Origin of the sequence: Streptomyces hygroscopicus (assembly GCF_026168105.1) — a bacterium.
Lineage (GTDB): Bacteria > Actinomycetota > Actinomycetes > Streptomycetales > Streptomycetaceae > Streptomyces > Streptomyces hygroscopicus_D.
Genome location: NZ_LBMW01000006.1, coordinates 143,114 through 169,063, shown reverse-complemented (window position 1 = coordinate 169,063; position 25,950 = coordinate 143,114). Strand labels below are relative to the sequence as shown.

The window sequence follows — 25,950 nt, the reverse complement described above, 5'->3', positions numbered from 1 at the left end:
CACAGATCGCCATGGGCTTGGCTCGGTCCGCCTACTATGGCCGGAGTGCTCCCCGCGAGTCCGTGCGGAGAGCTCGTGAGGGGGGTGCGCATGTCACGTTTCGTACGGTGGACGGCCGCAGCCGCCGCCGCGGTCCTTCTGACCGGCTGCGGCAGCGGTCCGTCCGGCGGAGACGACGGGAAGGGCGGGGACGGTCCGTCGGCGGCGTCGCGGTCGGCCACTTCCCCGGGGCTGCCCGCCTCGCTCACCTCGCAGAAGCTCGGCTGGAGCCGCTGCCGGGGCACCGCGGCCCCGAGCGGCGACTGGGAGTGCGCGACACTGAAGGTGCCGCTGGACTGGGCCAAGCCGGGCGGCGAGACGATCGGTCTGGCACTGATCCGTTCCAGGGCGAGCGGCGGCGGACGCATCGGCTCGCTCCTGTTCAACTTCGGCGGCCCGGGCGGCTCAGGGGTCTCGATGATGCCTTCCTATGCGAGTACCTTCGCCAAGCTCCATGAGCGTTACGACCTGGTGAGCTGGGATCCGCGCGGGGTGGGTGCCAGCAAGGGGATCCGCTGCCGCGGCGACAAGGAGATCCAGGCAGCCGAGAGCATCGACGCGACACCTGACGACTCCGCCGAGGAGAAGACCTACCTCGGCGACGCCGCCGCCTTCGGCAAGGGCTGCGCCAAGGCGGCCGGGCCGCTGCTCTCGCACGTCTCGACGACCGACACCGCACGCGACATGGACCTGATGCGCCAGGTCCTGGGCGACCGGACGATGCACTACTTCGGCATCTCCTACGGCACCGAACTGGGCGGTGTGTACGCACACTTGTTCCCGAAGAACGTCGGGCGCCTGGTGCTGGACGCCGTCGTCGACCCGACCGCCGACAGTGTGGGCCACGCAAAGAACCAGACCCGTGGCTTCCAGCGCGCGCTGGACGACTACCTCAAGTCGACCGGACAGGATCCGAAGCAGGGTTCACAGAAGATCGCGGACCTGCTGAAGCGGATCGACGCCAAGCCACTGCCGACGTCGTCCGGCCGCAAACTCACCCAGACCCTGGCCCTGACCGGCATCGTGCTACCGCTCTACAGCAAGGCGGGCTGGCCCCTGCTCACCAGCGCGCTCCGCTCGGCCGAGACCGGCGACGGTACGGAACTGCTGCGGCTGGCCGACGAGTACAACGAGCGGGATTCCTCGGGTCACTACGGCACGACGACGCATGCGCAACGAGTCATATCCTGCCTCGACGACAGACAGCGGCCGACGCCCGATGCGATCAAGAAGCTGCTGCCGGAGTTCGAGAAGATCTCACCCGTGTTCGGTGACTTCCTCGGCTGGGACACGGCCGGCTGGTGTCACGACTGGCCGGTGGCCGGGCAGTTCGACCACCCGGAGGTCAGCGCGGCGGGAGCGGCGCCCATGCTGGTGGTGGGCAACACCGGCGATCCGGCGACGCCGTACGAAGGCGCCCGCAGGATGGCCGACGGACTGGGCAAGGGCATCGGCGTCGAACTCACCTGGAAGGGCGAGGGTCATGGGGCGTACGGAAGCGGGAGCGACTGCGTGGACTCCACGGTCAACGCGTATGTCCTGGACGGGACGGTTCCGAAGGACGGCACGGTGTGCTCATGACGACGGCGAGGGCTTCGGACACCGCAGAATCCGGTCCGGCACTTCCGCTACCTGCCCGGCGCCCGGAGGCTCCGGCCCTGCTGCCGGGCTTCGACCCCACTCGGGAGCGCGCAACCCCCACGGCGCCATGATCGCCGGAGGTCCACCGCTGTTCGCGGACGTCTTTCCGGAGATCACCGCCGACATCCTGCGCTTGCTCGACCCTGATGACACGGCCCTGATCGAGCAGGTCCCGACCTTGCGTTACCACGGCGTGTGCACCTGCACGCCCGCCTGCCGCAATCTCCTCACCGCGCCACAGGGTTCACACACGCCCTACCTCTGCGAGCTGGAAGAGGGCGATGAGCCCGTGATCTGGCTCGGTCTCGATCCGACCGCAACGGTCGTCGTGGGTTCCGACCGCAACGGTCGTCGTGGGTATCGAGGTTCTGGACGGGAGAGACCTCGGCGCTGCGGCGCAGCGACCCTGACCACAGTAAGGGGCACAAAGAGGCCCACGGCATCTGAACTGGTCAGAGCCGTGGGCTTCTTCAGCCTCGCTGGTCAGGCAGACCAGTGATCAGTACACCGGCAAGTCAGGACGTGTACCGGCTGACCTGCGCGTTTCCTCCCTCCTCAACCCTCCTGGGCCGTCGTGGGGCCGTCCTCGGTGTCCGGGCCGTCCGCGAAGGCCCGGTTCACTGCCTCTCGGGTCCGCTTCTCGCTGCTGGGCATCAGGTGCGTGTACGTGCGCAGCGTGAAGCCCGGGTCGTGGTGCCCCAGGTACTGGGACACAGCCTTGATGCTCTCCCCCGCGTCCAGCAGTACCGAGGCGTAGAAGTGCCTCAACGCGTGCATCCCGCTTGCCCGGCCGCGAGGGACGCCCGCCGCAGCAAGAGCCGGGTGCCAGGTCCAGCGGTTGAAGTCGTTACGGTTGACCGGGCGGCCCTGATCCCTGTGGAAGAGCAGTGAAGCCGTGACCGGCGCACCGTCGACCGCCCGCCATGGCAGCGTTACAGCCGCGGGCGGATGCTGGCTGACGCGCTCCTCGAGCGATCGAGCGACGCTCTCAGGCAGCGGGACCGTGCGGGTCCTGGTGCCCTTGGGCGGCGCGAACACCGGGCGGTTACGGATGAGCTTGACCTGGCGGACCACATGAATCACGCCCTCGATGAAGTCGATGTCTTCGACCGCCAGGCCCAGGACCTCGCCCTGACGCAGACCGCAACCGCCAGCCAAATCCACCATGGCCCGGTACCGCTCCGGCAGGGCCGAGCGAACCGCGAACACGCGCTCACGCGGCCATGGAACAACCCGGCGAGGGTCGAGCTTCGGCGCACGCACGGACGAGGAACGGCAGGGGTTCTCGGGTATCAGCCGGTCGTCGACAGCCGCCGTGAGCATGGTCGAGAGATTCGCGAAGATCACCCGCTGATAGGCGGGCGCCACTCCCCCGTCCTGCAGCTTCCGCAGCCACTCACGGATGTGCGTCGGCCGGAGCGAGCCCAGCGTGCGACTGCCCAGGTACGGGAGGACGTGCAGGCGGATGCGCTGCTCGGTGCCCACGAACGTGCCGGGGTCCATGGTGAGCGACGCCAACCAGCGTTCGGCATGCTGTCGAACTGTGAGGCGACCGGCTTGCGGGTCGATGAACTGCCCGCGCGTCATGTCCGCCTCGATCTGCGCGAGCCACTGCTCAGCGAGCCGCTTCTGACGGTCGGGGAAGCTCTTGGACTTCTCGGTGCCGTCGGGGCCGATGTAGCGGGCGCGGTAGCGCAGGCCGACGCCGTATCGCTCGGTCTTGACCTTGACAGCCTTGCCGTTGGGTCCAGGCTCGGTCTTGTACCAGCGGTCTTGGATGTGCCCAGCCATCAGGCAGCCTCCCCAAGCTGGGCGTCCACCCAGGCCCGTACGTCCTCCGGGTCGAAGCGCAGGTGCCGGCCGACCCGGAAGCCGCGCGGGCCGCTGTGCTTCCGGCGCCACTGGTAGACCGTCTCGACGCTGGGGAGCTCGAACATCTCGACCAGGTCCTCAGGGGTCAGGAACCGGTTCGGCAGCTCTGAGGCCATGGTCAGCACTCCCTTTCGTCGGTGAGTCGGTCGCGTAGGGCCTCGCGAGCGGTCTCGCGGTTGAGCTGGACGTCACGGGCGATGGTGGCGGCGAGCGCGGATTCACCGGGGGTGTGGCCGTGTCCGGCGTACTGCCAGTCGGCCAGGACCAGGACGGTGTCCGGCTCGCAGTCGTCCAGGCCGAGCGCTTGCCGTTCCTGGGCGGCGCGGTAGTCGGCGCGTTCCTGGCGGAGGGCGCCGAGGGTGGTCGAGTACTGGCGGGACTTGGTGGAGAAGTGGCCGCGGAAGCCGAGCATGTGCGCCCAGGCCCACAGGCGGCGCTCCGGGTACAGCGGGTCGAGCATCTTGCAGGCCTCGATGAGGCGCCGGGTGTGGTCGGGGACCTGATGGCGGTCGAGTTCGGAGAGTTCGCCGATGCGGCGGTCCAGGCTGCCGGTGTTCTCGGCGGCCTTGGTGGCGTATTTGGCGACGTAGGACGCGACGGCCTGTTCCGTGATCTCGGAGCCGTCGCCGAAGGCCTTCACGGGCCGGACGTCGAGTTGGGCGCCCCAGCGGAACGTACGGGCCGGTTGGTCCTCGGCGGCCGGGACCGAGACCGATGTGTACGAGTGCGCGGCAGCTGCTCGGATCGCGTCGGCGAGGAGATCGATCGTCGCCCAGGCCGGGGGCGGGCTGTTCGGTCCTTCTGGGCCGTCGAGGCGGATCACGGCATGGAAGTGGAGGGCACCGCGCTTCTGGAACTCGGCGACCTTGCCGTACGAGACCCGCAGGTGCTCGGCAAGCTCGCGGCGGGTGAGCCCAGCGCGGGCAGCGATCTCGCGACGCAGTCGGGTGGTGAAGCGCTGCCAGAGATCGCCCGCGTGGTTGTTGAAGAGGACGGCGCCCGCGTAGTCGTATGTCTCCGGGTCGAGGGCGGTGCCGAGGGCGGGATCGTCGGCGGGGTGCCGGGTCCCGCAGCGGCAGTTGCCTCGGTCGGGACGGTTGTGGACCTGGCCGAAGGATGGGGCGGTGAGGGTGGCGAAGACGCGGGGGTGGTCGCGGACGGTGGTGGGGATCTCCCGGCGGTCGTCTCCGGCCAGGCCCGCGCGGATGAGGTGGTAGGTGTCGCCCGCGTAGGTGAAGGCGCAGGAAGGGCAGCGGGAGGCACGGCGGTTGCCGCAGGCAATGCGCAGGCATCCGCCGGGCTCGTTCTCGGTGTTGTAGTGGTGCAGGGTCTCGCCGCTGACCTTGTCCTTGTGAAGTGTCCAGCCACGCAGGCGGATGGGGTTGGCGCAGCCTCCGGTGCGGCGGATCTGGTCTTCCCAGCGGTGGAAGTCGGGAGCCGAAGCCACCCTCAGCAGGTCGCCGAGGGTGGCGGGGTCCCTGAGTGTCTCGGGGATCAACGGCGCCATCCTCGCTTCTGCGGGGTGTTGGCGTTGTTGCTGGCGGGGGCGGACCCGTTGTTGGGGGTGCGGCCACTGCGGGCGGGCTTTGCCGTTCGCTGAGTGTCGTGCACCTGGTGGGCTTTGGCGGTCTTCTTCAAGCGGTCGTACTCGCCGTCCAGTCCGTCGGACAGGATGCGGTCGACTCCGCGGCTCCAGCGTCGAGGCATCAGGAGTTCACCTCCTGCAGCCGTACGCGACGGGCCGTGCCGGTGCCGTGGCAGGCCGGGCAGTGGGCGGTGATGGTGCGGAGATGGCCGTGGGTGTCGCGGCCACCGAGGGTGATGGCGACGGAGGCGAAGCCGTCGCAGGCCGGGCAGATCCTCGCTGTGGGCGGGATTCGGTGGGCCATGATGGTGGTTCCTTTCGATTGCGGTTGGAAGGAACGGCCCCGGGTGGCGGCGTGCTTGGCGGCTTGTGCGCCACCCGGTGGCCGGTCAGCGGGAGATCCGGGAGCTCCGGCGGCTACGGCCTTTGGTCGCGTACATGGCTGCGTCGGCGGCGGCGAGCGCGTCGGTCAGGGTGCGCACTGGCAGATCGGCGAGGGCGCAGGAGCCGACGGAGGCGGCCAGCGGCAGAGATGCGCCGTCGTAGGGCAGTGGCCGGTGAAGTGTGGCGGTGAGCGCGTCGATATCGGCGGCGGCCAGGTCCGGGACCACGGCGACGAACTCGTCTCCGCCCAAGCGGCCAGCGGTGCCGTTGCGTCCGCACCAGGTGCGCAGCCGGTCGGCGGTCTCGACCAGGGCGGCGTCCCCGGCGGCGTGGCCGTGGGTGTCGTTCAGGGTCTTGAAGTGGTCGAGGTCGACCAGGAGGACGGCGGCGTGCGGGTGCCGGCGGATGCAGTGTTCGGCGCGGGCGGTCCATCCGGCGCGGGTGTGCAGGCCGGTGAGTGGGTCGCGGCGGGCGGAGGCGAGGCGGTGGGCGAGGATGCTGCCGTGCACGGCCCAGCCGAGTAACGGCGCCACGGTCGTGGCTATGTGCAGGTCCATGACGTTCTCCCTTTGGCGATGGCGGTTGGCTTGCCGATACCGGTCTCAGGGGCGGCGGCGTGCTGGCGGCTTGTGCGTCGCTTCTGAGACCGTTCAGCGGCGGTGCTGCGAGGACATGAGCGAGCGGAGGACCAGGGCGCAGACGGCGACCGAGGCGGCGGTGATGGCGACCGCGAGGAGCATGGAGACCAGGACGGTACCGACGACCAGGACCACGGCCGTGCCGCCGCCCGCGAGGGCGAGCACGGCGCCGGGGGTGAGCTGGATGGTGGGTCGCTTAGGGGCCGGGGCGACGGGAGCGGGCGAGGGAGCCGTTGATGGCTTCACCACGGTGGTCGGCTCGATGACGGCGGGCGGTGTGACGATGCCGGTCGGTGTGGGCATCGTCGGGACTTTGGGCCGGAGCATTGTCGATCTCCCTTCTTGGGGTGGTTACTTGACGGCGGTGTTGATCACGGGGGCGAAGATGCTGTCGGCGAGGAGGTAGCCGCCCAGAAGCAGGACGGCGACGAGCCACCAGGGCGGGCGGATGAGCTTGACGCCGAGGTAGCCGACGACGATCAGGGCGAGCCAGAGGGGGACCTGCATGGCGGGTGGTCTCCTAGCGGACGCGGCAGCGGTGGGTGCGGGCGGCGAGCTGCGCGGCGGACTGGCTTGAGAAGTCGGCGGACCAGCCGCAGCGATCGGCGGTGCACACGGCGGCGTGTTTGGTCTGGCCGTTGCGGTCGCGGTGGGTGCCGATCTGCACCGGGCCGATCTGCATCACGGAGTGGAAGTGCTCGCGGGAGGGCATGGCCGGTGGTCTCCTTTCAGGTCAGGCGAGGTGGGCGGCGATGGCGTCGGCGAGGTGGGGCGGGACGCCGAGGCGGGTGCGCAGGGTGTCGGTGTCGATCGGGGAGCCGGTTCGGGTGCGGTATTCGTCGGCGACTTTGCGGGCGTGGTCGACCAGCACCGCCGGAACCGCAGGCGCCGGGGCCGGAGCCGGGACACAGACGGCGGCAGGAGCGGCGGGGGTTTCGTCTGCCGGGGCCGATGTGGTCTCGGTCTCTGGCGCCGGTTCGGGTTCCGTCTGCGGCGCCGGCTCGGTGACGGTGTCGGCTCCCTGGCTCGGGGCGGGTGTCGGCGGAACCGGCGCGGGGTGCTTGGCCGAGTGTGCGAGGAGGGTGCCGCCGAGGAAGGCGAGGGCGGGCCATCCGGCGATGCCGAGGCGGAGCAGGCCGGGCGGGTTGGCCAGGTCGAGGAATCCGGCGGTGGCGATGTTCGCGCCGAGGGAGGCGAACAGAGCGATCAGGAACCAGGACCAGGCGAGCCGGGACGGGCCGTCGCTGCGGAGGCGTCGCCAGGCGGCGACCAGGAGCAGGTCGACGCTGACCGGGTAGGCCCATGCCTTCCATCCGTCTTGCCCGGCAGCGGCGGCGAGGTCGTGTAGGTGGGCGAAGGAGAGGGCTCCGGCGATGATGGCCTGGACCAGGACGGCGTCCACGCGGAGGGCGGCGCGGGCCATCAGGAGCCCACGGCGGGGTAGTCGGGGCCGTCGTTGGGGTCGTAGCCGGGCGGGAACGTGCCGGGCGGGGGCTCGGGCAGCGAGGCGGCCAAGGAGGGGCTGATGGCGTCCACGAAGTCGAGGTCTGCGCCGGTCATGTCGGCGTAGAGGGCGAGTTGGCCGAGCAGGAGCACGGTGCGGGCGAAGTCCTCGCAGTTGGGGCACATGGCGGGTCAGTCCTCCCGGTTGTCGGTGTCGTCGGCTTCGGCCTGGTACCAGGGGCAGTCGCGTTCGTCGTGATCGATGCCGGTCTCGGCGCCATCGAGATCGCCGCAGTGCTCGCAGAACATCCGGGTCCTTCCTGTGATCAGGCATGGGTGGGGTAGGGACTTGGCGCGAAGGCGGTCACGCCAACCGAAGGAGGGGATGGTCAGGCCCTGACGGGAGCTGTCTTGGACAGCGGCACCGGGGCCGCAGGAGTACCGGTCAGCGCGGGCCGGAACGGTGCCAGTTCGGGCAGGTCCGGGGTCAGGTCGGCGTGCCGGTTGCAGGTGTTGACGGCCTGGCGGAGCGAGGTGTGCGGGGCGCGGATGCGGTGCCAGCCGCCGGTAGAGTCGCCCGCGATGGCGACGCCGCGCATCTCCGCGGGGATCTGGATCGCAGCCAGGACGGCGTCCGCGGAGATATCGCCGAAAGCCATCTTGGCGGAGGTTTCGTCGTTGACGCGGTGGGCGGTCCGGCCGGTGAGCTGGGCACGGAGCATGGTGATGCCGTCGCCGAGTTCGGAGCCGAAGCGCTGCCCGCAGATTTCGAGGTAGATGCCAGCGGCGCGGCCGAGCTGGGCGAGACGGACCAGCGCCCTAATGATCCGGTCACGGCGCGGGTCGTTCTTCTTCGTGCTCAGCGCGAGTTCGGCGACCTCGTCGACCAGGACCACTATCGGAGTGGGGCGCAAATCCTCGGGCAGGTCCCAGATGTCAGCGGCGATCTCCGCGTCGGGGACGCCGGAGGTGATGCGCTGCTCGGCGCGGATGAGCTGGTACACGCCCTCCATGCGGGTAACGAGCGCGTCGAGGAGTTCGGCGGCGGTATCGGGATTGTCAGCGAGTGCGGAGAACCGGCGAGCCAGTGGGAACAGTTCCACCCCCTGTTTGCAGTCGATGCCCACGAGGGCGACATCCATCGGGGCCAGCCCGGCGACCAGGTTGCGCTGGTAGACGGATTTGCCGGACTCGGTGGCGCCCAGGGTGAGCGCGTGGGGTATCGCCTGGTAGTCCCGGTAGTGGATCGAGCCGTCCTCGCGCAGGGCGACCGGGACCCGCATCAGGCGCGTGTCGGTGTTGGCGGGCATCTGCACCCGCTTGAGCACGTCGTAGCCGGTCATCCGCACCTCGACCACGCCCGAGCGCAGCTCACGCGAGGTGACGCCGTACATCCCGAAGGAGTGCCGCAGCCGGTCAGTGGCGGCGGCGACGTCGAAGGCGTCCTGGCCGGGCCGGAGCTTGAGCCGAAGGCCCAAGCCGGTCCGGGTCGGTCGAAGCCGCAGGATGCGCGGCGGGCGAGACTCCGGAACGGGCCGATTGGTCGCCCGGGCTAAGGCCAGGCGCCAGCGCGCGGGCGGGACGGTCAGCCCACAGGCATCCATGACCGAGGCGTAGCGGACCAGGACCCGCACCGTGGCGACGGTGACCCCGAAGGTCATCCAGTACCAGGCGGGGCGCCGCCACCGCAGGAGACCCGCAGTGGCGACGACCAGCACGAGCGCGACTGTGAAGGCGGTCATGGTCAGGCCGCCTTGGGCTTCGCGGCACCGGCGGCGAGCGAGGTGACAGCGACCGCGCGGAACGCGATGCCATGTCGCTTCTGGCCGTTGAAGTCGTTCTCCCAGGGCCGGGCGATCAGGCCGGTGAGCGCGACCGGAGTGCCCATGGACAGCTCACCGGAGATGCCGGGTTCGGGGACGGCGATGGAAAGGATCTCGACTTGGTCGTTCGCCGCGAACATCACGTCCACGGTCATCAGCTTCGCGCCGGTCTCGGCGTCGGTCGCGATCTCGCCCGTACGGCGGTCCTTGACCTTGGGCTGCGGGGTCTTGGCGACCATCACGGTCGCGGCAGAGGTGTCGACGGGAATCTGACGCATGAAGCGCTCCTCGAATCGATCAACTTGACGTACTTAGTACGTCATCTTGGAGTAGAGCATGAACCTGTGCTACTTGGTGTGTCAAGTGACTGTCTCGACGTCTGTCGGCGCGATGTGCTGCACTAGGTACGACAACCATGGAGAGGGGCTATGGCCGACTTCACTGCCGGGCGGGCCGCGTACTTGCAGATCGCCGACGAGTTCAAGCGCCGGATCCGCGACGGAGAACTCGCACCGGGAGAGAAGCTGCCGTCAGAGACAGAGTTGATGGCGGAACATTCCGTATCGCGCACCGTCGCCCGGCAAGCCATCGCGCGTCTCCGCGAGGATGGCTACGCGATCTCTCACCAGGGCAAGGGCAGCTTCGCCGCGTTGCCGAGCGAAGGCAGATCCGCCAAGCGCAGCCCGGAGTTCGAGCAGATCACTGAGTACCTCTCGGAGGTCCGTCGGGACGTACGCCGTCTTGCTGAGCGGATGGACCAGTTGGAGGACCTGGTTCGGCAGCAGGCGCAAGGGCGATGACCAAGGCGTTAGCTCGACGCGCGATCTCCGCCAGCTCCTCACCAAGTCCTCTTAACTGCTTGATCAGTTCTCGCTTCTCTGCCGGGGTCAGCACGGTCACAACCCTTCCGTTGCCCATTCGGTCTGACAGCCCCTTGGCCTGTCAGCAACGCTAGGACCGGTCGGACTCACCACCCCGGAAAAACTCTCCGGGGCCGTAGAGAGAGACGGGTGGACGCTCTTCCCATGCGAGGAATGACGACGAACCTGACGATCGGTGAGCGAGTCGCTTGGTACCGCCGTAGACGCGGCATGTCCCAGGAGGTCTTGGCCGGGCGGGTCGGCCGCACGGTCGACTGGCTGAGCAAGGCCGAGAACAACCGCCTGGAGCTGGACAGGCTGTCGGTTATCAAGGCTCTGGCCGACGCGCTCGACGTGTCACTCGGCGATCTGCTCGCCGAACCCTCCCTCATGGACTGGACTGCCGACAGCGGCACCCGCACGGTGCCGGCGCTTCGCTCGGCGCTCATGAACTACCGTCAGCTCACGCCCCTGTTGGGATTGCCGACCGAGGGCGAACCCGCGTCGCTGGAAGAGCTGCGGAGCAGCGTTGCTGAGGTCTTGGACGCCTACCAGGCATCCCGCTACGGCTTCGCCACCCGCCGCCTGCCCCTGGTACTGGCCGACGCGCTCATTGCGGCCCATTCGTACGAGGGTGCCCACCGCGCCCAGGCCAACGAGTTGTTGGCGATGACGTATCAGAGCGCCGCCATGGTGCTGGGCAAGGTGGGCGAGGAAGACCTCGCATGGATTGCGGCCGACCGCGGACTCGGCGCAGCCCAGCAGTCCGGCAACCCGGCGGTGACAGGATCCCTCTTCCGATCAGTAGCCCACTGCCTCCTGTCGACCGGCCGCTTCGACGCAGCTGTCCAGCTCGTAGGCGACGCAGCCGATTACCTTCGCCCAGGACTCAACAGCGCCGACGCGGACTTCCTGTCGATCTACGGCACTCTCTTCCTCGCTGGCTCCATGGCGGCCGCCCGGTCAGACGACCGCTCGACCGTGCGCGAATTCCTTACCGAAGCCGACCGGGCAGCCCACCGGCTCGGGCGGGACGCCAACCACATGTGGACCGCATTCGGGCCGACAAACGTCGCCATCCACCGAGTAGCCACCGCCGCCGAGCTGGGCGACATGCAGATTGCTGTCGACCTCGGCCCGCAGATCGACACCAGCCGCCTCCCGACGGAACGGCGGACGCGCCACAACATCGAGGTTGCCCGCGCCCTCAGCGCCCACAACCGCATCGATGACGCCTTGGCGATGATCCTTGAAGCGGAGTCCTGGGCCCCTGAGCAAGTACGGAGCCACTACCTCGCTCGCGAGCTGGTCCTCACATGGGTGCGCAATCAGCGTGGTCAGCCCAGCCGAGCCATGGCGGGACTGGCCGATCGGCTGCACGTGGTCTAGGTGGGTACGCTCGGCTGCATGGCAGTGAACGAGCACGAAGCGAAGATGGCGCATCCGCGCATGGCGGCGGGTGCGCTCTTCTTTGATGCCGATGGACGCGTCCTCATGGTCGAACCCACCTACAAGGACTACTGGGACATCCCTGGTGGCTACGTCGAGACCGGAGAATCACCGCTCCAGGCTGCCAGCCGGGAAGTACGAGAAGAGCTTGGGGTCACGCTTGCGCTCGGCCGTCTCCTGGCCGTCGACTGGGCGCCCAATGCCATCGAGGGCGACAAGGTCCTGTACCTGTTCGACGGGGGCCAGCTCGCCCCCGAGGCCGTCACGGGGATCCGGCCGCAGGTCGGTGAGCTGAAGGCAGTCCGGTTCGTCCACCCGCACGAGATCGCAGACCGCACCATCCCGCGATTGGCCCGCCGGATCCTCGCAGCGATCGAGGCCCGCGCCGAGAGCGCCCCGATCTACCTCGAGCACGGCCAGGCACCGGGCGACGTAGCGGCGTAACGAGAGCACGGCGAATGCAAGCCGCGAGCCCACGACACTCGGTGTCGGTGGCGGGGATCACCGTGCGCAAAGACGGCAGGGGCCTCGCTATCCGTCGAGCAGACAACGGCAGCTGGGAGCCACCCGGTGGCGTGCTGGAACTGGACGAGGAACCACAGGATGGCGTCGTGCGCGAGGTCTTCGAGGAGACCGGCATCAAGGTCGACGTCCTTCAACTGACCGGCGTCTACAAGAACATGAAACTGGGCATCGTGGCCCTGGTCTTTCGCTGTAGGCCAGTGGCCGGCACCGAGCGCACATCCAGTGAGTCAGACGCCGTCGAGTGGCTCACGCCCGACGAAGTACGCAACCGCATGTCCGAGGTCTTCGCGGTCAGAGTCCTGGATGCCTTGGAAGGTACAGGCCCACAGGTACGGAGCCACAACGGCAGACGCCTCATCCCAGCGGGATAGGATTTTCCCTACATTCATCAAGGCCCGCGCACAGCGCGGGCGCGCGCCGCCTCTGCGGCGCGGCCTGCCTCCTGTCTCCGCCCCGGCTGGCCGCGCCCGGCGGCGCGCTGCGTGCAAGCGGGCGGACGTAGAGAAACCCTCTGTGGCTGAGGCCGGTCGGCTCCACGGCTTTAGGCAGCCAATTTGGCGCGAGCCTCGAAGATCATGGCCCCAACGTCGTGCTTTACCGGGCAGGTCCACAGACTGCCCGACGCGCCGGAAGCTTACGGGGCCATGATCACTCGCGCCAAATCAGCTCCAGCCCAAAGCCGCTCCACCGCCCTCATCTCCAACGGCCACGCACCTCGGGCTCTAAATCGCGCCTCTATTCGGGTGCCCAACCCAGCTCTCGACTATAGTTCCGAAGCTTCTTTAGGCAATAGGCGGCGATATTCCCACGATTCTTAGCGACCATATATTCGCTCGCTCGCCAAGTGTACTCCAAGCAGATAGCTTCTTTCTCGAAGTTGAGCGAGTTATCCGGAATTAGAGGGCAGAAGTCGAGCTGCTTTTCCGCCATGGTCGTATAACCCAGATCGAGAGCAGAGGCGAACGCAGACAAGGCGTCAGCCATAGCATAGTTCAAGGCTTTGTCACGACCGGCAGTGAAACCGGATTCGGCAAGATACTGGAATGCTAGAAGTGAAGTCGTGGTCGGCGTTCCCTTGGTTTCCAAGATGGCCTTGGACTGACCGAGTAGATACTTACCGAGGTCGCACCGCTCAATGTTGCGCTTCACTTCCAACTCGCCCGGAAGTCGCACCCCCAGTTGCCCTAGGTTTGCCTTTACGTCGTCCGCCCCATACCGTCGCAGGATACCGACCGACGCACTCGGCGGGAGACTGAAGGCCCTTGCGTCCAACCTGACAATGGTGCTGGTAAGGAGCCCCCTGCGCGCTTTCCACCATTTCCCTACCTCACTGTCGGGTGACGAGTCCAAGAGGGCGCTGCCATCAAGCAGTCCAAACTGATTGCTGCTGGTCAAGTGCGTCAAAATACCCGCGTCGGAACTCTCACTAGCGAAGACGATCACGAGTCGTAGCGCCTTCCGCATCTCCCTGCGCATGCTTGTGACAAGCTTGGCGAAGTCGTCCGAGATTTCCCGAAGGAAACCTCCAAGCGACGCGAAAGCATTCGGATCGTAATTGTTAGGCTCGACTCCCAGATCCTCAAGAGAATCGATGGAATTTACCAACCGAAGGGTTGTTTTAGCGATCTCTCGCCAAGTTTCCCTCGGCGGCCCCGAGATGGCCACGGGCAGATCGATGGGAGGATTTCCCGCGATATCTGCGTAGGCCCGAGACATGGATTCAGAGATTTCCTTCTGGGTATCTGGCCACAGGATCAGAGCCTTCGATCCACCTTCAGGGTGACGCAGGAAGCGCTTAATCTCGGCGAGTTCCTCACTCGTCGGAGGGCTCCCCTCTCGGTGATCGATGTTGATTGGAACGATACGCCTATCGTTAACCGCAAACTTACCCAAATGGTGCACAGTTTCACGCTGCAGGGAATCCGAATTAACGTTTCCAGAAAACAGGATCGTCGGCAGGAATAGGCCAGGGAGAAACTTATCAAGATTGTTGGCGAGGGTTGTTTTTCCCGTTCCCGACGGGGCGTAGATGGGAAGAAAAAGGCCTTCCCCGCGTGCCATCAGCCCGCGCGCCGCATCCTCAAGGAGGTTCTGGGTCTCCATCTCTGGTGTCACGAGCAGTGAGGCGAGATCCGTTCCCAGCTGCGCCGAAAGGGCCTCGTACCGAGCAGGGAAAATGAGTTGCTCTAGCAGGTGCAGACCTGGGCTCGCGTTCACGCACAACTCCCGCATGCTGGCATCTGTGTTGGATGGTCGAGGGGTTCAAGTATGTTGCCATAGCAGGTCAGTTGTCACACTAAAGATCAAAATGACACTGAGTGACTCAAACTTGGCACTCCGGGTCAGGGATGTGAGGTGGGCCGCCCAGGAGGAGTGGCTGCGACGGCACTGCACCTCAGAGGCCGCAACATCGAGCGGGATATGCGGGGAATGAGAGGCCTACCTAGCCTCCACCGGGGGGTCCGCATCTCGTGCATTCTCGCAGCTCACCGGCTGACCGCCGACGACTCGGTAACGGGTCAGAGCATTGATCGATTAGGTGGCCACGGGTCATGACCGTGGTGATCAGTGTGGTGTGCAGTGCCCGTCGCCTCGCCCATCCCGGTCGGTCAACCCCGTGGCCTCATACTCGCTTGGCCGCCCGACCCGAGACCGCGCAAGCAGTTCACCCGTCGACGCGGCACCCACGGCGCCGGCGCACCCCGACAACGCGACAGGTGGTCTTGTGGCAGCCTGCCTTGGCATCTACGGTCGAGCTGCTCAAGCAGTGCTACGCACCTGGGGGAAGCGTGCATCTTGACTTCAGTGCCTTAGTGCGAGAGCTGGGGACTCCTTCGAAGCTCCTTGTTAGTTCAACGCCGGAACTGGCGGAAGAGGTCGAGAAAGAAGCTCGAGAGCGCGTCGGCCCGAAACGCGGTGCTTCGAATCTTTACCGTAAACCCGTATACTCAATTCCTCCTGACTTATTTACCGGCATCGAATCCAGCCCGGCAGAAGTGTTGCGCGAGCTGGGATTGGCTACCACATTCGTTACTGCTTCACCTTTCGCCGACATAGCACGCCATTGGGCGCATGTACGGTACTGCGCCACCCTTAAGAGCAATCAAAAGCAGGTACTGGCCCTAACTCCGGCGGGGTCCGACATAGTTCACCATCACAAGGTAGCGCAGTCAGAACAGCTGGGTGTTGGTTTGGCCCTCGTGGTGGCCAAACGGATTCTTGAGCGAAAATACCCCGGCTGGCTATTCTCTAGTGTTGACGTAGATGTTGCTCTCGCAGCTGGCTTCCTTGACGGAGTCGGCCTAGTCCGGCAGAAGAATAAGGCAACGATGCGCCCTGATTATTTTCTGGTCGGCCGTCGTGCCGGATCCAGGAGTTCAGGGTGCAAGGTATACGTCTTGGAATGCAAGGGCACGCACGGTAATGCCTATCATTCGAGGAAGCAGCTGGCCACAGCTTCTCTTCAAGTAGGTTCCATTGAAGTAGGGGCCAGAACTCTGCCGAGCCTAATGGTCGCGTCTCGCCTGTCCACTGCAGGCGTCTCTATCGACGTACTCGACCCGCCCGGGGACGATGACCTATGGGAAGGCACCCCTGGAGAACTTGATTCACTGCTGTCCGAGGATCCAGGCCCCCAACGGTGGACGTCGGGAAAGCCTACTTTCGAGCAGTTCCATGCACGGCAGCGGGAGCTTCTCGGATCTCAAGCATTTCAGACCAGCGATGCAGAGTTGCGGTCCGCACATGCTGCCTACGAGGCGAGCTTGGACGAGCTTCCCGTTATCTTTCAAGTGCCTGAGGATGGAAAGCAGTGGCTGTTTCGCATTCTGGCGAGAAACGCAGCTCACTCTGTCCTACGGTTCGCCGGCGACAATACTTCTGCATCGCAATTCACGTCACCAAGAACCGCTGACCTTCAGCGTCTACCCCTAGACGATCCAGCTCCGGACTGGCAAAGCTTCACCGTTAGCGCCGAGTCCAGCTTTGCTTCACACCGGTTCGTCGGCGTCAATTACTCTATGCCACTCCCCGACGGTGCCTCGCTCGAAATCTTCAGAGGGGTTGAGAAGGGGATGTATGAGAATCTACATGAGGGAAGAATCAGCGCCTACCTCCGAAGAGCCCACCAACTTCGCGATGCCTGGGCTCCGGTCGTCAGAGGGGCAAGTGCGAGGAGCGGCCCGCACCAGGCCGTCTCGGTTGGAAGTGACGGTACTGGGCTACGGATCCGCGTGGTCTAACGGACTTGGCATCCGAGCGCCGGCGGAACGCTGCTGATATCGAGGAGGCCGAACACCGCGGATTCAGCAGGCTCAGAATCAGGCCGGACGCCGGAACACCTCAGCGAGTGGAAGGGGTGAACGAAGACGTGAGCCCTTACAAATAGCCCCAGTCCCACTTCCGCTCAGCTCAGTGATGCACTCGGTACAGGGGCATGGCAGTGCCCAGTGCCCGAGGCCGATCTCGAATGCGTGATGAGGGCCAGATGCCTTTGCACTGGCCCTCATCACCCTGCCTACTCCTCTGCCCTTTCCTGTCGGCCTTCGTCGCTTCGCTGGCGACGTGCATAGAGCTTGCGCGCCAGCCACACGGTTGCGGCTGCCAACACGGCCGAGAGGTAGTTCCCCAGGACGTTGTCCCAGAGGAAGGATGCAGCGATTTCCACCGCTGATCCAGCAATTGTGAAGTTGTGCATTGCCGTCCAACGGGCACGCCGAAGGGGCCGAACGCGTGCCCTTATCCCTTACGCGTGAGGGGACGGGGAACACATGCTCAACCGTCTCGGCCCTGACGGATCGTTCTGACGGTTCCTTCAATATGAAACCCTCGGCCGGGACGGCGGGCCAGTCGAGAGCTTCTCGCTTGTGGGGCCATTCGTCGGCCCTCCTGGGTGGAGCGCCGGGATAATTATGCAGCCCTGCTGGCCCCACCGGACGAGGACTTGCAGAGGTATCGTCGCCCGTGATAAAGGCTCTGCCAAAAGGGGACGGGCGACGGTGCGCGGCAGCTTGTCGCAGAAGTAGAAAGACGTGCTCGCCAGGTCCCTGAGGCGTGCTCACCCCTAGGCATTTGGCCGTGCTTCTTTCCAACGCCGAGCCCCCGTCGACAGGCGAGGTCATCTGGTACGCCGATCACCTCTCGGGCCGTCTCTGGGCCGTACGAGGTCAGCCGACGCCGACCGACGACGACAGAAGCCCACGGCATCTGAACTGGTCAGAGCCGTGGGCTTCTTCAGCCTCGCTGGTCAGGCAGACCAGTGATCAGTACACCGGCTTGTGCGGCTCGATCTGGTTGACCCAGCCGATCACGCCGCCGCCCACGTGGACCGCGTCCGCGAAGCCCGCGGACTTCAGGACGGCGAGGACTTCCGCACTGCGGACACCCGTCTTGCAGTGCAGGACGATCTTCTTGTCCTGCGGGAGGCCCCCCAGGGCGGTGCCCATGAGGAACTCGTTCTTCGGGATCAGCCTGGCGCCCGGGATGGAGACGATCTCGTACTCGTTCGGCTCACGGACGTCGATGATCTCGATGTTCTCACCCTCGTCGATCCACTCCTTGAGCTGCTTGGGAGTGATCGTCGAGTCGGCGGCCGCCGCCTGGGCCTCCTCGGAGACGACGCCGCAGAAGGCCTCGTAGTCGATGAGCTCGGTGACGGTGGGGTTCTCGCCGCAGACCGCGCAGTTCGGGTCCTTGCGGACCTTGACCTGGCGATACTGCATCTCCAGGGCGTCGTAGATCATCAGTCGGCCGACGAGCGGCTCGCCCGTGCCGGTGAGGACCTTGATCGCCTCGGTGACCTGGATGGAGCCGATCGACGCGCACAGCACGCCGAGGACGCCGCCCTCGGCACAGGACGGGACCATGCCCGGCGGCGGGGGCTCCGGGTACAGGCAGCGGTAGCAGGGACCGTGCTCCGACCAGAAGACGGAGGCCTGGCCGTCGAAGCGGTAGATCGAACCCCACACGTACGGCTTGTTCAGCAGCACGCACGCGTCGTTGACCAGGTAGCGGGTCGCGAAGTTGTCCGTGCCGTCGACGATCAGGTCGTACTGGCTGAAGATGTCCATCACGTTGTCGGCCTCGAGCCGCTCCTCGTGAAGGATCACGTTCACGTACGGGTTGATGCCCTTGACGGAGTCGCGTGCGGACTCGGCCTTGGAACGGCCGATGTCGGACTGGCTGTGGATGATCTGCCGCTGCAGGTTCGACTCGTCGACCTCGTCGAACTCCACGATGCCGAGCGTTCCCACGCCCGCCGCGGCCAGGTACATCAGCGCCGGCGAGCCCAGACCGCCGGCGCCCACACAGAGCACCTTGGCGTTCTTCAGCCGCTTCTGCCCGTCCATCCCGACGTCGGGGATGATCAGATGGCGGGAGTACCTGCGGACCTCGTCTACGGTGAGCTCGGCAGCCGGCTCGACCAGGGGTGGCAGCGACACGGGGGCTCCGTTGGTCGGTCAATCACTACGGTTGTTCTCCTCGTAACACTGCCACGCCCTTCTTCATTCCGAGACACCTGGTCCGATCCGCGAGACGATTTCGTCCCAGTAGCCGGGCAGGCACTCCCACGGGTCGGCGCGGCCGCCCAGGTCCGTGCGGTCGGTGAACCAGATCGTCGAGGCGCCCTGCCAGCGGGCGATGCGCAGCGCCTCCTCCAGGTGGCCGCGAGGCACGCCGTGCACGAAGTGGCAGAACCGCTCGGGCGGGAGGTCAGCGGTCCACTCGGCCACCTGCGACCAGCGGTAGTCGCCCCAGGAGCCGGAGAAGGTGACCAACTGGTCGGCCAGCTCGGCGTATCCGGGGTGGGGATGGGTGCCGTGCCCCAGGACGATGTGCCCATGGTCGAGCAGCGTGCGGAGCGCGGTGACCGTGCAGCGAGTCTCGGGGAGCACGGCGCTTTCGGTCGGACAGCGGTCCAGGAGGAAGCCGTCCACCCGGTACCAGTCGAGATACCGCTGGGCCTCGGTGATCAGCTCGCCGAAGGCGCGCGCGCCGTAGGTGACGTCGAGGTGGCCGAGTACGCGGACGCCCGCGTTGTGCAGCCGCCCCGCGGCCTCCAGGCAGTGCGGATCGGGCCGGACGCCGGGACCGCCGCTCACATTGAGTACGGCCCAGTGCACCGGGGTGCCCGGGCGTGTCAGCTCGTTCCACTCCAGGGGGGCGAGAAGGGGGTGGGCATAGCCGGGGATGCCGAGGCCCGGCCCCAGGTCGGTACTCGCGGTGCCCGCTGTGGCGCTGGTCAGATGCGGCATGCCGCCTCCATCCAGATGTCGGCGAGGGACTCCTCGAGATTGATCCGTGGCCGCCAGCCGAGCCGGTCCCGTGCGGTGCGGACATCCGCCTGCTGCCAACTGCCGCAGCCGTCGGGGTAGGGGTAGGCGATGGGGGCGGCGTGCTCGGACTCCTGGCGGGGGTGGCCGATGACCGGGCGCACCGGGCCGGGAGGTCCGTCGAGTTCGTGCAGGGCGCCGCCGTAGCCGGCGACGCGGGCGAGGACGGCGGCCGCGTCACGGAGGCGTACGGCACGCCCCGAGCCGATGTTGATCACGCCTTGGGCGGCGGAGAGGGACGCGGCGTGGACAGCGCGGGCGACGTCGCGTACGTCGACGAAGTCACGCTGGACGCCGAGGCCCCCGAGCTTGAGTTCGCCGTCGCCGGACTGCATGGCGCGGCGCAGGGCCTCGGCGAGGCGGCCGAGGGGCGATCCGGCGGGAGTGCCTGGCCCGGCGGGCGAGAACACACGGAGCACCACGGCGTCGAGACCCGAGCCGAGGACCAGTTCGGTGGCGGCGAGCTTGCTGACCCCGTAGGGCCCGCCGGGGCGCGGGACCGCGTCCTCTGCCGTGGAGGAGCCGGGCTGGCTGGGGCCGTATTCGGCGCCGCAGCCGATCTGCACCAGGCGGGCCCCGCAGCCGCTGCGGCGCAGGGCCTCGCAGACGGTGGCGACGGCGACGGTGTTGTGCCGGGCGAGCTCGCGGGCGCCGCCGCGGATGGCGCCGGCGCAGTTGATGACGACCCCGGGGTGCACGGCGTCCAGGAATCGGGTGAGTGCGCCGGGGCTGCCGGACGCGAGGTCGAACCGTACATCGGCGTCGTCGCCGCGGCCCAGCGCGGTCAGCTGTACGGCCGGGTCGGCCAGCAGGCGGTCGGCGACGAAGCGGCCCAGGTATCCGTTGGCTCCGATCAGCAGGACCCTCATCGGGCGGCTCCCGCGGCGGATTCTCCGGTTCGGGAGGTGATCATCTGGCGTTCTCCTTCAGGGTGATGCCATGGGATGAGAGGGGTCCGCGGTGTCGGCCCCGCGGGGAGGGCGTGCCGGGGAGCGGGTCCCGGGCAGCGGTTGCGGCTCATTGCGTCGAATGTGGGGGGCATGGGCCGGGCTCAGGGTGATCCGGGCGGATGGGCATGGGCCGAGGCCCGGGTCAGGGTGCGGATCGCGTGGATCAGCAGGATCAGGGCGGCGGGGGCGCAGACGAGGGCCGGGACGGCGTTCGCGCCCCCGGCGTCGACCAGGGCCTCCACCGGTGTGGCCAGGAACGCGCAGCAGGGGAGGCGGCCGGCGAAGACCGTGGCCAGGGCGGTTGCCTCCGCGGCGGCCGCGATGCCGAGGACGACGGCGGGGGTGCGGCCGAAACCGTGCGCCGTGAGCAGCCGGGCAACAAGCAGGAGGCCACCCAGGGAGCCGGTCCCGGCGTACGGCGCGGGTTCGCCGAGCAGCCCTCCGCACAGGGCGAGCAGCGCGCCCAGGAAGGACAGGAAGAGTCCGATCAAGCCGAGGAGCAGTGGGGTGACGGAGGACGCGAACTCCTCGAGGCCCCGGCTGGCGGCGAGTCTGCGGCGGGCGCCTGTGGCGAAGAGGCGGGCGCACCAGACGGCCGGGCCGAAGGCCAGGGCGAGGGCCAGAGCGGACCCGGTGGCCATCGGCCAAGGGCCGTCGGGGCCGCCTTCCAGCGCGGCGCGCAGCAGGCCGTCGCCGAGGACGGCGTAGGCGAGCAGCCAGCAGGTCCACACAGGGTTGCCGGTCGGCGTGGTGCGGGCGGGGGTCCGCAGCGGACCTCGGCCGAGCGCCATGCGGAGAGCGAGCGCGACGGCGAGGGCGCCCACCGCGGCGACGGCGAGGCGGGGGCTGCCTTCGGTGGACCGCAGCCCCATGACGGCAGCCGCGCACAGTACCCCCGGGAGCAGGGCGAAGGCGGCCCATGCCCAGTGCTCACGCAGGGGAGCCGAGGAGTTGGGCGGCGGTGGGAGCCGGTCGCCGTCGCGTGGGACGCGCGCGTACATCTCCTCGGCGAGCGAGAAGACGTCCCGGTGGCGGAAGCGGGCGGCGGCCCGGTCGGTCAGTCCGTGGACCTCCAGAGCGGCCGCGATCTCCAGAGGGTCGACGGCCTGCTCACACAGGTCGTGATGCCGATGCATGAGGGCCTTGACGGGGTCGACGGCCCCCCGGCGGGCGACGGGCCTGCCGACCGGGGTCGCGCTCTCGGCGGGCGCGGCGCTCGTGGCACTCGGGGCACTCGGGGCGCCGTGCGAACGGGGCGCGCGCACCGGCGCAGTGGAGTCCACGGACGTCTCGGCGCGGGAGACGCCGCGCGAGCCGTGTTGTTCTCCACGGGCGCCGTGATCTCCGCCCTGCGCCCCATTCGCGTCCTCCGCCGTACCCGAGTCGCCACGCGGATCCCCGCCCGCCGCGCCGAACGCCTCGCCGTGAACTCCCTCGACCATTCCGGCTCCGGACACCCCGAGCCTTCCGGCTTCGTCTGCGTCGAACCCACCCCACGGTGTGTCCCGTGACCCCGTCGGCGCATCGTGCTCGGCGCACGCCCCGGCAGCCCACGTACCGGTTGCCGGTGAGCCGTCCTCACGTGCTCCCGCGCATGCGTCCGTCGCAGCTCCCCCGCATCCGTCCGTCGCAGCTCCCCCGCATCCGTCCGTCGCAGCTCCCGCGCACGTGTCCGTCCCGGCGGGCCCGTCCGCCCCCCTGCCGGCCCGCCCCGCTCCCACGAGCCACGCCTCCGACCGGGCGTCCCAGGCGCCGGGGCTGCCCGGGGTGCCGGGGCGGTCCAGTTCTCCCAGCTCGCTCATCGCGCGCCCTCCGCCGTCGGCACCGGTTCCTTGACGGGACCGGTGGCGCGTACGGGTGCCGTACCGCCGCCCGGGGGCGAAGCCCAGCGCGGTCTTCCGGCCGTGGTCCGCACTTCGGTCCAGCGGCCGGGCAGGTGGGCCTCCGCCGGTGTCCCGAAGGGCAGCGGTTCGCCCGCGTCGTCCACGAGCACACGCCGTACCGGCGTGTGGGAGACGACCTCCAGGTAAATGCCGTGAAATGCCGCGACGTTCTGCTCGACGGTGAACAGTTCGAGGGCTCGGGCGCGGGCGGCCGCGCCGAGGCGCTCACGGCGCTTGGGGTCGCGCAGCAGTGCGATGCACGCCTCCGCGAGCGCCCGCGGGTTGCGGGGCGGCACCACGAGCCCCGTTCCGCCGATGACCTCCACCACCGCGCCCACGTCCGTGGACACCGTCGCACGGCCGCAGAACATCGCCTCCACCAGGCTGATCGGAAGACCTTCGACGACGCTCGACAGGACGACGACCGCCCCGGCCGCGTACGCCTCCGCCAGATCGGGCATCTCGGGGCCGCCGATCTCCTCGAAGGACACCGGGTTGTCGCCGACGTCGTGCACGCCCTCCGCCTCGTCCGGGAAGAGCTGCGCGGCGAGCGCCCTGCAGTGGCCGAGATAGACGGTGCCGTCGGCGCCCTCCGCGGCACCCACGATCCGCAGCCGCGCCTTCGGCTCCTCCTTGCGGATCTCCGCGAAGGCGTGGAGCAGGGAGATCAGGTCCTTGGAGGGTTCGACGCGACCGACCCAGACCAGTGTGCGGGGGTCCGCGCAGTCGGCCGACTCGCCCACGTCCGTGAAGCGGGACGCGTCCATGCCGGGGTAGACCGTGCGCAGCTTGGACCGGTCGGCACCGCACCGCTCCTGCCAGCGGCGGGCGTGGGCGTTGCCCGGCGTGATGCAGGCGGCCCGCCGGTACACCTCGGCGGCCAGCCGGCGGTGCAAGGAGGCAAGTAGCGCACGTACGGAAGGCGCCCCGTCCGGCGCCTGAAGGTAGTGCGCCCGCAGTTGTACGCCGTACTCGGTGACCAGCAGCGGGACTCCGTTGAAGTACCCGGCGAGCAGTCCGGCCAGGGCCGCGGCGCCGCCCGTCGTGGCGTGGCAGAGGTCGACCGAGCCGAGCCCGTCGTCCTCGTACCAGTCGAGGGACAGGGGGCGCAGAGCGCATTCGATGTGTGCGGCCACGTCGAGCAGTTCGGGGACGCGGGCCGCCCGCGCCATGCGCAGCGCGCGCGGGCCGCGGCAGGCCCTCTCCAGTGCTCGCACCGCGGTCTCGGAGCGCAGGGAGCCCACCAGCCCGCCCGTGTCGCGGGCGAGTTCGGCGAGTGCGCACAGAGCGCTGCCGAAACGGTCCGCCTCGGGGCCCGCGGGTCCGGGCGCGGACCGGGGCGACCCTGGCTCCGGCGCGGTGCAGAGCGCGACGGCGAGCTCCCCGTAGGCCTCGGCGAACCGCCGCCGCGCCCGGCGACCATGGACGGGTCCGTCGTCCTCCACGGTCCACAGGGGTGCCGTTCGCACCCGGCTGACTTGCGACGGCAGCGGGGTCCAGCCCCCGTCCTCCTGCCGTTCGCTGCGGCTGAACGCGTAGATGTCGAACTCGTGCTGCCCGAGTCCGCGCACGAGCCGGTCGCACCAGAGCCTGGCGTCACCGCTCACATACGGATAACCACCCTCCGTAAGCAATCCGATGCGCACGAGTGCACCCCCGATCTCCCGTCTGGGGAGCCGCCTTTGCCCCGGCGGCTCGCAGCGGGACGAACGTATGCGGACATGACGGTGGCGCGACGGACGGTTGTCCATCACGCCACCAAAAGGGGTGAACGGCAGTAACTTTCCTGCACGGACCGCGTTCGGTCCCGCTAGGAGATCACCGCCAGGAGAGCACGGTTCGCCAGGAGAGCACACGTGCCGTCGGGCTCCGGAGGCACGACATGAACGATCTTTCTGCGCGTGTCGATGCGGCGAGAACGGCGTCCGTCAACTTCCCGGGTACGGCCAGGGGTTGGGGAGGCAGTGGATTCCGTCGTGGTCGAGGAACTTGGTCTGCTGCTGCATGACCGGGGCCAGCGCGCCGTTCTTGTCGCAGGTGACGTGACCGTAGCCGAGGCGGTGACCGATCTCGTGGTTGATCAGCATCTGGCGGTAGGCGTGAATGTTGTCACCGTATGTCGTCGAGCCCTGGGCCCATCGATAGGCGTTGATCATGACGCGATCGGTGGACGCCGAGTCGCACGAGACGTTGTCCTCGGCCGTGTCGAGACCGGACTTGGCGCACCAGGCGGCGGTGGTGCCGGGGCTGGCGAGCGTGATCACGAAGTCGGGCTTGCCGGTGTAGATGCGCTCGAAGGTGCGGGCGCCGTGGTGGGCCCAGCTGCGGTCGTCGTTGAGGGTCTTCTGGACGGCCTGCGCGAAGAGTTCGCCGTCGAGGCCGAGCCCCTTCTCCACGTCGACGCGGTAGGTGTACTTCTGCCCCTTGCCGGGCGCCTTGGCGAAGCCCGGGACCGCCTCGAACGTCCCGGACCCCTTCAGCGTGGCACTGAGCGGGTACTTGATGTCCATGGCCTGCTCGTACGTCGGCGCCGTTCCGTAGGGCGAGGCGGAGGGGGTCGCGCCGGGGTCTCCGCGGGAGTCAGGGGCACGGTCGGTGGCGGCCCGGGACGGCGCGGCGGTGCCGTTCTGTCCGCCGACGACCTGACCGGCGACGACGACCGCGAGCACGGTGGTGACGGCGGCGGCCGCTATGCCGGTGAAGGTACGCGCCTTGGCTCCGCCCGTGGGGGGTGCCTCGTCGGCGTCGGTCGCCGGTTCGGGAGCTGGGGCGGGGACCAGGACGGGAGCAGGCTGGAGGAGTGCGTCGGCGGTGGTTCCGGTGCGGCGGGGCGCGAAGACGTCGTCGTCCTCGCCGAAGGCGTCGAGATACTCCTGGCGGGGGCCGGACCGCGACCGCTGACGCGGAATACGGGGCGGCACCGGGCCTCCGGGCGGTGCCGCCTGGGGCGCCGCCGTGGGCGCGGCTACGCCCCGGAACTCGCCCCAGCCACCACCGGCTTCATGATGCTCGGGATGACCGCCGCGGACTTGGTGGGTGCCGTGCGCGGGGGTGCCGTCCGGAAAACGCGGCACCCCCTGCACAGGCGTCCCGTCCGGGAAACGGGGCACGCCACGCACAGGCGTCCCGTCCGGGAAACGGGGCACGCCACGCGCAGGCGTCCCGTCCGGGAAACGGGGCACGCCACGCGCAGGCACCCCGTCGGTGTCCCGTGAAGCGCTTCGCGGTGCGGTGCCGGTCATCGGAGCGCGTTGGCCGACGACCGCATCCGGCGGGACTGCCCCGGGCGTCCGCGGGCCGCGCGCCGACGGATCCGCGGGAGCCGCCGCGCCCCAAGCCTGCGGTGCCGAGCCCAGCGTCGGGCGGTCCGCCGGAGTCGCAGGCCCCCGGCCCCCGGACCCCTCCGCGCCACGTATCGGCTGGTTCGTGGCGGAACCCGCACCCCGTGACGGGGTGTCCGGCGCCGCCCCCGTGTCCTTGGGTGTCCTGTCGCCCCGCCCCTTGCGGCTGTGCCGTCCCACGCCGCC

At 68.4% G+C, this 25,950-nt stretch carries 27 protein-coding genes; 7 read left to right on the top strand and 20 right to left on the bottom strand.

The genetic code is table 11. The features are described from left to right. Positions 1-90: 90 nt before the first annotated feature. Complete coding sequence (locus AAW14_RS09125; RefSeq protein WP_265561825.1) at positions 91-1,620, top strand: alpha/beta hydrolase; 1,530 nt, start codon at positions 91-93, stop codon at positions 1,618-1,620. 127 nt (positions 1,621-1,747) lie between these two features. Further along, positions 1,748-2,179: a hypothetical protein gene (locus tag AAW14_RS09120; protein ID WP_265561823.1), complete on the top strand. Its 432-nt coding sequence runs from the start codon at positions 1,748-1,750 to the stop codon at positions 2,177-2,179. 56 nt (positions 2,180-2,235) lie between these two features. On the opposite strand, the gene AAW14_RS09115 is transcribed toward AAW14_RS09120, so the two are convergent. From AAW14_RS09115 to AAW14_RS09055, 13 genes are all read right to left on the bottom strand, one after another. Further along, on the bottom strand, positions 2,236-3,471 hold the full coding sequence (locus AAW14_RS09115; RefSeq protein WP_265561821.1) for a tyrosine-type recombinase/integrase: 1,236 nt from the start codon (positions 3,469-3,471) through the stop codon (positions 2,236-2,238). Then, the gene (locus AAW14_RS09110; protein ID WP_265561819.1) at positions 3,471-3,668 is read right to left on the bottom strand and encodes a helix-turn-helix transcriptional regulator; all 198 of its coding nucleotides are present in this window, start codon (positions 3,666-3,668) and stop codon (positions 3,471-3,473) included. Before AAW14_RS09110 ends, AAW14_RS09115 begins: the two co-directional genes overlap by 1 nt. 2 nt (positions 3,669-3,670) lie before the next feature. Then, positions 3,671-5,047, bottom strand: coding sequence for a replication initiator protein RepSA (gene repSA, locus AAW14_RS09105; protein WP_265562009.1), 1,377 nt, complete (start codon positions 5,045-5,047; stop codon positions 3,671-3,673). Beyond that, entirely contained in the window at positions 5,047-5,259 is a 213-nt protein-coding gene (locus tag AAW14_RS09100) for a hypothetical protein (protein ID WP_265561817.1), read from the bottom strand. The genes repSA and AAW14_RS09100 overlap by 1 nt, the downstream gene beginning before the upstream one ends. Continuing rightward, the gene (locus AAW14_RS09095) at positions 5,259-5,441 is read right to left on the bottom strand and encodes a hypothetical protein (protein WP_265561815.1); all 183 of its coding nucleotides are present in this window, start codon (positions 5,439-5,441) and stop codon (positions 5,259-5,261) included. Before AAW14_RS09095 ends, AAW14_RS09100 begins: the two co-directional genes overlap by 1 nt. An 85-nt stretch (positions 5,442-5,526) precedes the next feature. Further along, complete coding sequence (locus AAW14_RS09090; protein ID WP_265561813.1) at positions 5,527-6,078, bottom strand: GGDEF domain-containing protein; 552 nt, start codon at positions 6,076-6,078, stop codon at positions 5,527-5,529. A gap of 93 nt (positions 6,079-6,171) precedes the next feature. Next, a complete protein-coding gene (locus tag AAW14_RS09085; protein WP_265561811.1) occupies positions 6,172-6,486 on the bottom strand; it encodes a SpdD-like protein in 315 nt (104 codons plus the stop codon). Between the two features lie 24 nt (positions 6,487-6,510). Then, the gene (locus AAW14_RS09080) at positions 6,511-6,666 is read right to left on the bottom strand and encodes a hypothetical protein (RefSeq protein WP_265561809.1); all 156 of its coding nucleotides are present in this window, start codon (positions 6,664-6,666) and stop codon (positions 6,511-6,513) included. Between the two features lie 13 nt (positions 6,667-6,679). Then, positions 6,680-6,871, bottom strand: coding sequence for a mobile element transfer protein (locus tag AAW14_RS09075; RefSeq protein ID WP_265561807.1), 192 nt, complete (start codon positions 6,869-6,871; stop codon positions 6,680-6,682). 21 nt (positions 6,872-6,892) lie between these two features. Beyond that, a complete protein-coding gene (locus AAW14_RS09070; RefSeq protein ID WP_265561805.1) occupies positions 6,893-7,582 on the bottom strand; it encodes a DUF2637 domain-containing protein in 690 nt (229 codons plus the stop codon). Further along, positions 7,582-7,788 carry a hypothetical protein gene (locus AAW14_RS09065; RefSeq protein WP_265561803.1) on the bottom strand — a complete coding sequence of 69 codons (207 nt, stop codon included), beginning with the start codon at positions 7,786-7,788 and terminating at the stop codon, positions 7,582-7,584. The genes AAW14_RS09070 and AAW14_RS09065 overlap by 1 nt, the downstream gene beginning before the upstream one ends. Positions 7,789-7,991: 203 nt before the next feature. After that, complete coding sequence (locus tag AAW14_RS09060; RefSeq protein WP_265561801.1) at positions 7,992-9,344, bottom strand: FtsK/SpoIIIE domain-containing protein; 1,353 nt, start codon at positions 9,342-9,344, stop codon at positions 7,992-7,994. A gap of 2 nt (positions 9,345-9,346) precedes the next feature. Then, a complete protein-coding gene (locus AAW14_RS09055; RefSeq protein ID WP_265561799.1) occupies positions 9,347-9,703 on the bottom strand; it encodes a hypothetical protein in 357 nt (118 codons plus the stop codon). Between the two features lie 150 nt (positions 9,704-9,853). Between AAW14_RS09055 and AAW14_RS09050 the strand changes: the two genes are divergently transcribed. The 4 genes from AAW14_RS09050 to AAW14_RS09035 all read left to right on the top strand — a co-directional run bounded on the left by AAW14_RS09050 (position 9,854) and on the right by AAW14_RS09035 (position 12,630). Then, the gene (locus AAW14_RS09050; protein ID WP_265561797.1) at positions 9,854-10,225 is read left to right on the top strand and encodes a winged helix-turn-helix domain-containing protein; all 372 of its coding nucleotides are present in this window, start codon (positions 9,854-9,856) and stop codon (positions 10,223-10,225) included. 234 nt (positions 10,226-10,459) lie between these two features. Next, entirely contained in the window at positions 10,460-11,674 is a 1,215-nt protein-coding gene (locus tag AAW14_RS09045) for a helix-turn-helix domain-containing protein (protein WP_265561795.1), read from the top strand. An 18-nt stretch (positions 11,675-11,692) separates the two neighbouring features. Further along, positions 11,693-12,178 carry an NUDIX domain-containing protein gene (locus AAW14_RS09040; RefSeq protein WP_265561793.1) on the top strand — a complete coding sequence of 162 codons (486 nt, stop codon included), beginning with the start codon at positions 11,693-11,695 and terminating at the stop codon, positions 12,176-12,178. Positions 12,179-12,192: 14 nt separating this feature from the next. Beyond that, positions 12,193-12,630: an NUDIX hydrolase gene (locus tag AAW14_RS09035; protein WP_265561791.1), complete on the top strand. Its 438-nt coding sequence runs from the start codon at positions 12,193-12,195 to the stop codon at positions 12,628-12,630. A 364-nt stretch (positions 12,631-12,994) separates the two neighbouring features. Here the strand turns inward: AAW14_RS09035 and AAW14_RS09030 are convergent, their stop codons facing one another. After that, the gene (locus AAW14_RS09030; RefSeq protein ID WP_265561789.1) at positions 12,995-14,476 is read right to left on the bottom strand and encodes a hypothetical protein; all 1,482 of its coding nucleotides are present in this window, start codon (positions 14,474-14,476) and stop codon (positions 12,995-12,997) included. A gap of 572 nt (positions 14,477-15,048) precedes the next feature. On the opposite strand from AAW14_RS09030, the gene AAW14_RS09025 reads away from it, so the two are divergent. After that, entirely contained in the window at positions 15,049-16,500 is a 1,452-nt protein-coding gene (locus AAW14_RS09025; protein WP_265561787.1) for a hypothetical protein, read from the top strand. Positions 16,501-17,520: 1,020 nt separating this feature from the next. Here AAW14_RS09025 and moeZ read toward each other — a convergent pair. The 6 genes from moeZ to AAW14_RS08995 all read right to left on the bottom strand — a co-directional run bounded on the left by moeZ (position 17,521) and on the right by AAW14_RS08995 (position 25,944). Further along, entirely contained in the window at positions 17,521-18,699 is a 1,179-nt protein-coding gene (gene moeZ, locus AAW14_RS09020; protein ID WP_265561785.1) for an adenylyltransferase/sulfurtransferase MoeZ, read from the bottom strand. A 63-nt stretch (positions 18,700-18,762) separates the two neighbouring features. Then, complete coding sequence (locus AAW14_RS09015) at positions 18,763-19,512, bottom strand: spherulation-specific family 4 protein (RefSeq protein ID WP_265561784.1); 750 nt, start codon at positions 19,510-19,512, stop codon at positions 18,763-18,765. Further along, complete coding sequence (locus tag AAW14_RS09010; protein ID WP_265561782.1) at positions 19,500-20,459, bottom strand: NAD-dependent epimerase/dehydratase family protein; 960 nt, start codon at positions 20,457-20,459, stop codon at positions 19,500-19,502. Before AAW14_RS09010 ends, AAW14_RS09015 begins: the two co-directional genes overlap by 13 nt. A gap of 182 nt (positions 20,460-20,641) precedes the next feature. Beyond that, positions 20,642-21,982 (bottom strand): hypothetical protein, encoded by a 1,341-nt coding sequence (locus AAW14_RS09005; protein WP_265561780.1) that lies wholly within the window; start codon positions 21,980-21,982, stop codon positions 20,642-20,644. A gap of 356 nt (positions 21,983-22,338) precedes the next feature. Further along, entirely contained in the window at positions 22,339-24,069 is a 1,731-nt protein-coding gene (locus AAW14_RS09000) for a DUF3492 domain-containing protein (protein ID WP_265561779.1), read from the bottom strand. 282 nt (positions 24,070-24,351) lie between these two features. Beyond that, positions 24,352-25,944, bottom strand: a complete 1,593-nt coding sequence (locus AAW14_RS08995) for a DUF3152 domain-containing protein (RefSeq protein ID WP_416223277.1) — start codon at positions 25,942-25,944, stop codon at positions 24,352-24,354. Positions 25,945-25,950: the final 6 nt, after the last annotated feature.

Excerpts from the sequence above, each read along its gene's own strand:
- AAW14_RS09125 (WP_265561825.1), top strand. The coding sequence starts at position 91 with ATGTCACGTTTCGTACGGTGGACGGCCGCAGCCGCCGCCGCGGTCCTT.
- AAW14_RS09120 (WP_265561823.1), top strand. The coding sequence starts at position 1,748 with ATGATCGCCGGAGGTCCACCGCTGTTCGCGGACGTCTTTCCGGAGATC.
- AAW14_RS09115 (WP_265561821.1), bottom strand. The coding sequence starts at position 3,471 with ATGGCTGGGCACATCCAAGACCGCTGGTACAAGACCGAGCCTGGACCC.
- AAW14_RS09110 (WP_265561819.1), bottom strand. The coding sequence starts at position 3,668 with ATGGCCTCAGAGCTGCCGAACCGGTTCCTGACCCCTGAGGACCTGGTC.
- AAW14_RS09100 (WP_265561817.1), bottom strand. The coding sequence starts at position 5,259 with ATGCCTCGACGCTGGAGCCGCGGAGTCGACCGCATCCTGTCCGACGGA.
- AAW14_RS09095 (WP_265561815.1), bottom strand. The coding sequence starts at position 5,441 with ATGGCCCACCGAATCCCGCCCACAGCGAGGATCTGCCCGGCCTGCGAC.
- AAW14_RS09090 (WP_265561813.1), bottom strand. The coding sequence starts at position 6,078 with ATGGACCTGCACATAGCCACGACCGTGGCGCCGTTACTCGGCTGGGCC.
- AAW14_RS09085 (WP_265561811.1), bottom strand. The coding sequence starts at position 6,486 with ATGCTCCGGCCCAAAGTCCCGACGATGCCCACACCGACCGGCATCGTC.
- AAW14_RS09080 (WP_265561809.1), bottom strand. The coding sequence starts at position 6,666 with ATGCAGGTCCCCCTCTGGCTCGCCCTGATCGTCGTCGGCTACCTCGGC.
- AAW14_RS09075 (WP_265561807.1), bottom strand. The coding sequence starts at position 6,871 with ATGCCCTCCCGCGAGCACTTCCACTCCGTGATGCAGATCGGCCCGGTG.
- AAW14_RS09070 (WP_265561805.1), bottom strand. The coding sequence starts at position 7,582 with ATGGCCCGCGCCGCCCTCCGCGTGGACGCCGTCCTGGTCCAGGCCATC.
- AAW14_RS09065 (WP_265561803.1), bottom strand. The coding sequence starts at position 7,788 with ATGTGCCCCAACTGCGAGGACTTCGCCCGCACCGTGCTCCTGCTCGGC.
- AAW14_RS09060 (WP_265561801.1), bottom strand. The coding sequence starts at position 9,344 with ATGACCGCCTTCACAGTCGCGCTCGTGCTGGTCGTCGCCACTGCGGGT.
- AAW14_RS09055 (WP_265561799.1), bottom strand. The coding sequence starts at position 9,703 with ATGCGTCAGATTCCCGTCGACACCTCTGCCGCGACCGTGATGGTCGCC.
- AAW14_RS09050 (WP_265561797.1), top strand. The coding sequence starts at position 9,854 with ATGGCCGACTTCACTGCCGGGCGGGCCGCGTACTTGCAGATCGCCGAC.
- AAW14_RS09045 (WP_265561795.1), top strand. The coding sequence starts at position 10,460 with ATGACGACGAACCTGACGATCGGTGAGCGAGTCGCTTGGTACCGCCGT.
- AAW14_RS09040 (WP_265561793.1), top strand. The coding sequence starts at position 11,693 with ATGGCAGTGAACGAGCACGAAGCGAAGATGGCGCATCCGCGCATGGCG.
- AAW14_RS09035 (WP_265561791.1), top strand. The coding sequence starts at position 12,193 with ATGCAAGCCGCGAGCCCACGACACTCGGTGTCGGTGGCGGGGATCACC.
- AAW14_RS09015 (WP_265561784.1), bottom strand. The coding sequence starts at position 19,512 with ATGCCGCATCTGACCAGCGCCACAGCGGGCACCGCGAGTACCGACCTG.
- AAW14_RS09010 (WP_265561782.1), bottom strand. The coding sequence starts at position 20,459 with ATGAGGGTCCTGCTGATCGGAGCCAACGGATACCTGGGCCGCTTCGTC.
- AAW14_RS09005 (WP_265561780.1), bottom strand. The coding sequence starts at position 21,982 with ATGGTCGAGGGAGTTCACGGCGAGGCGTTCGGCGCGGCGGGCGGGGAT.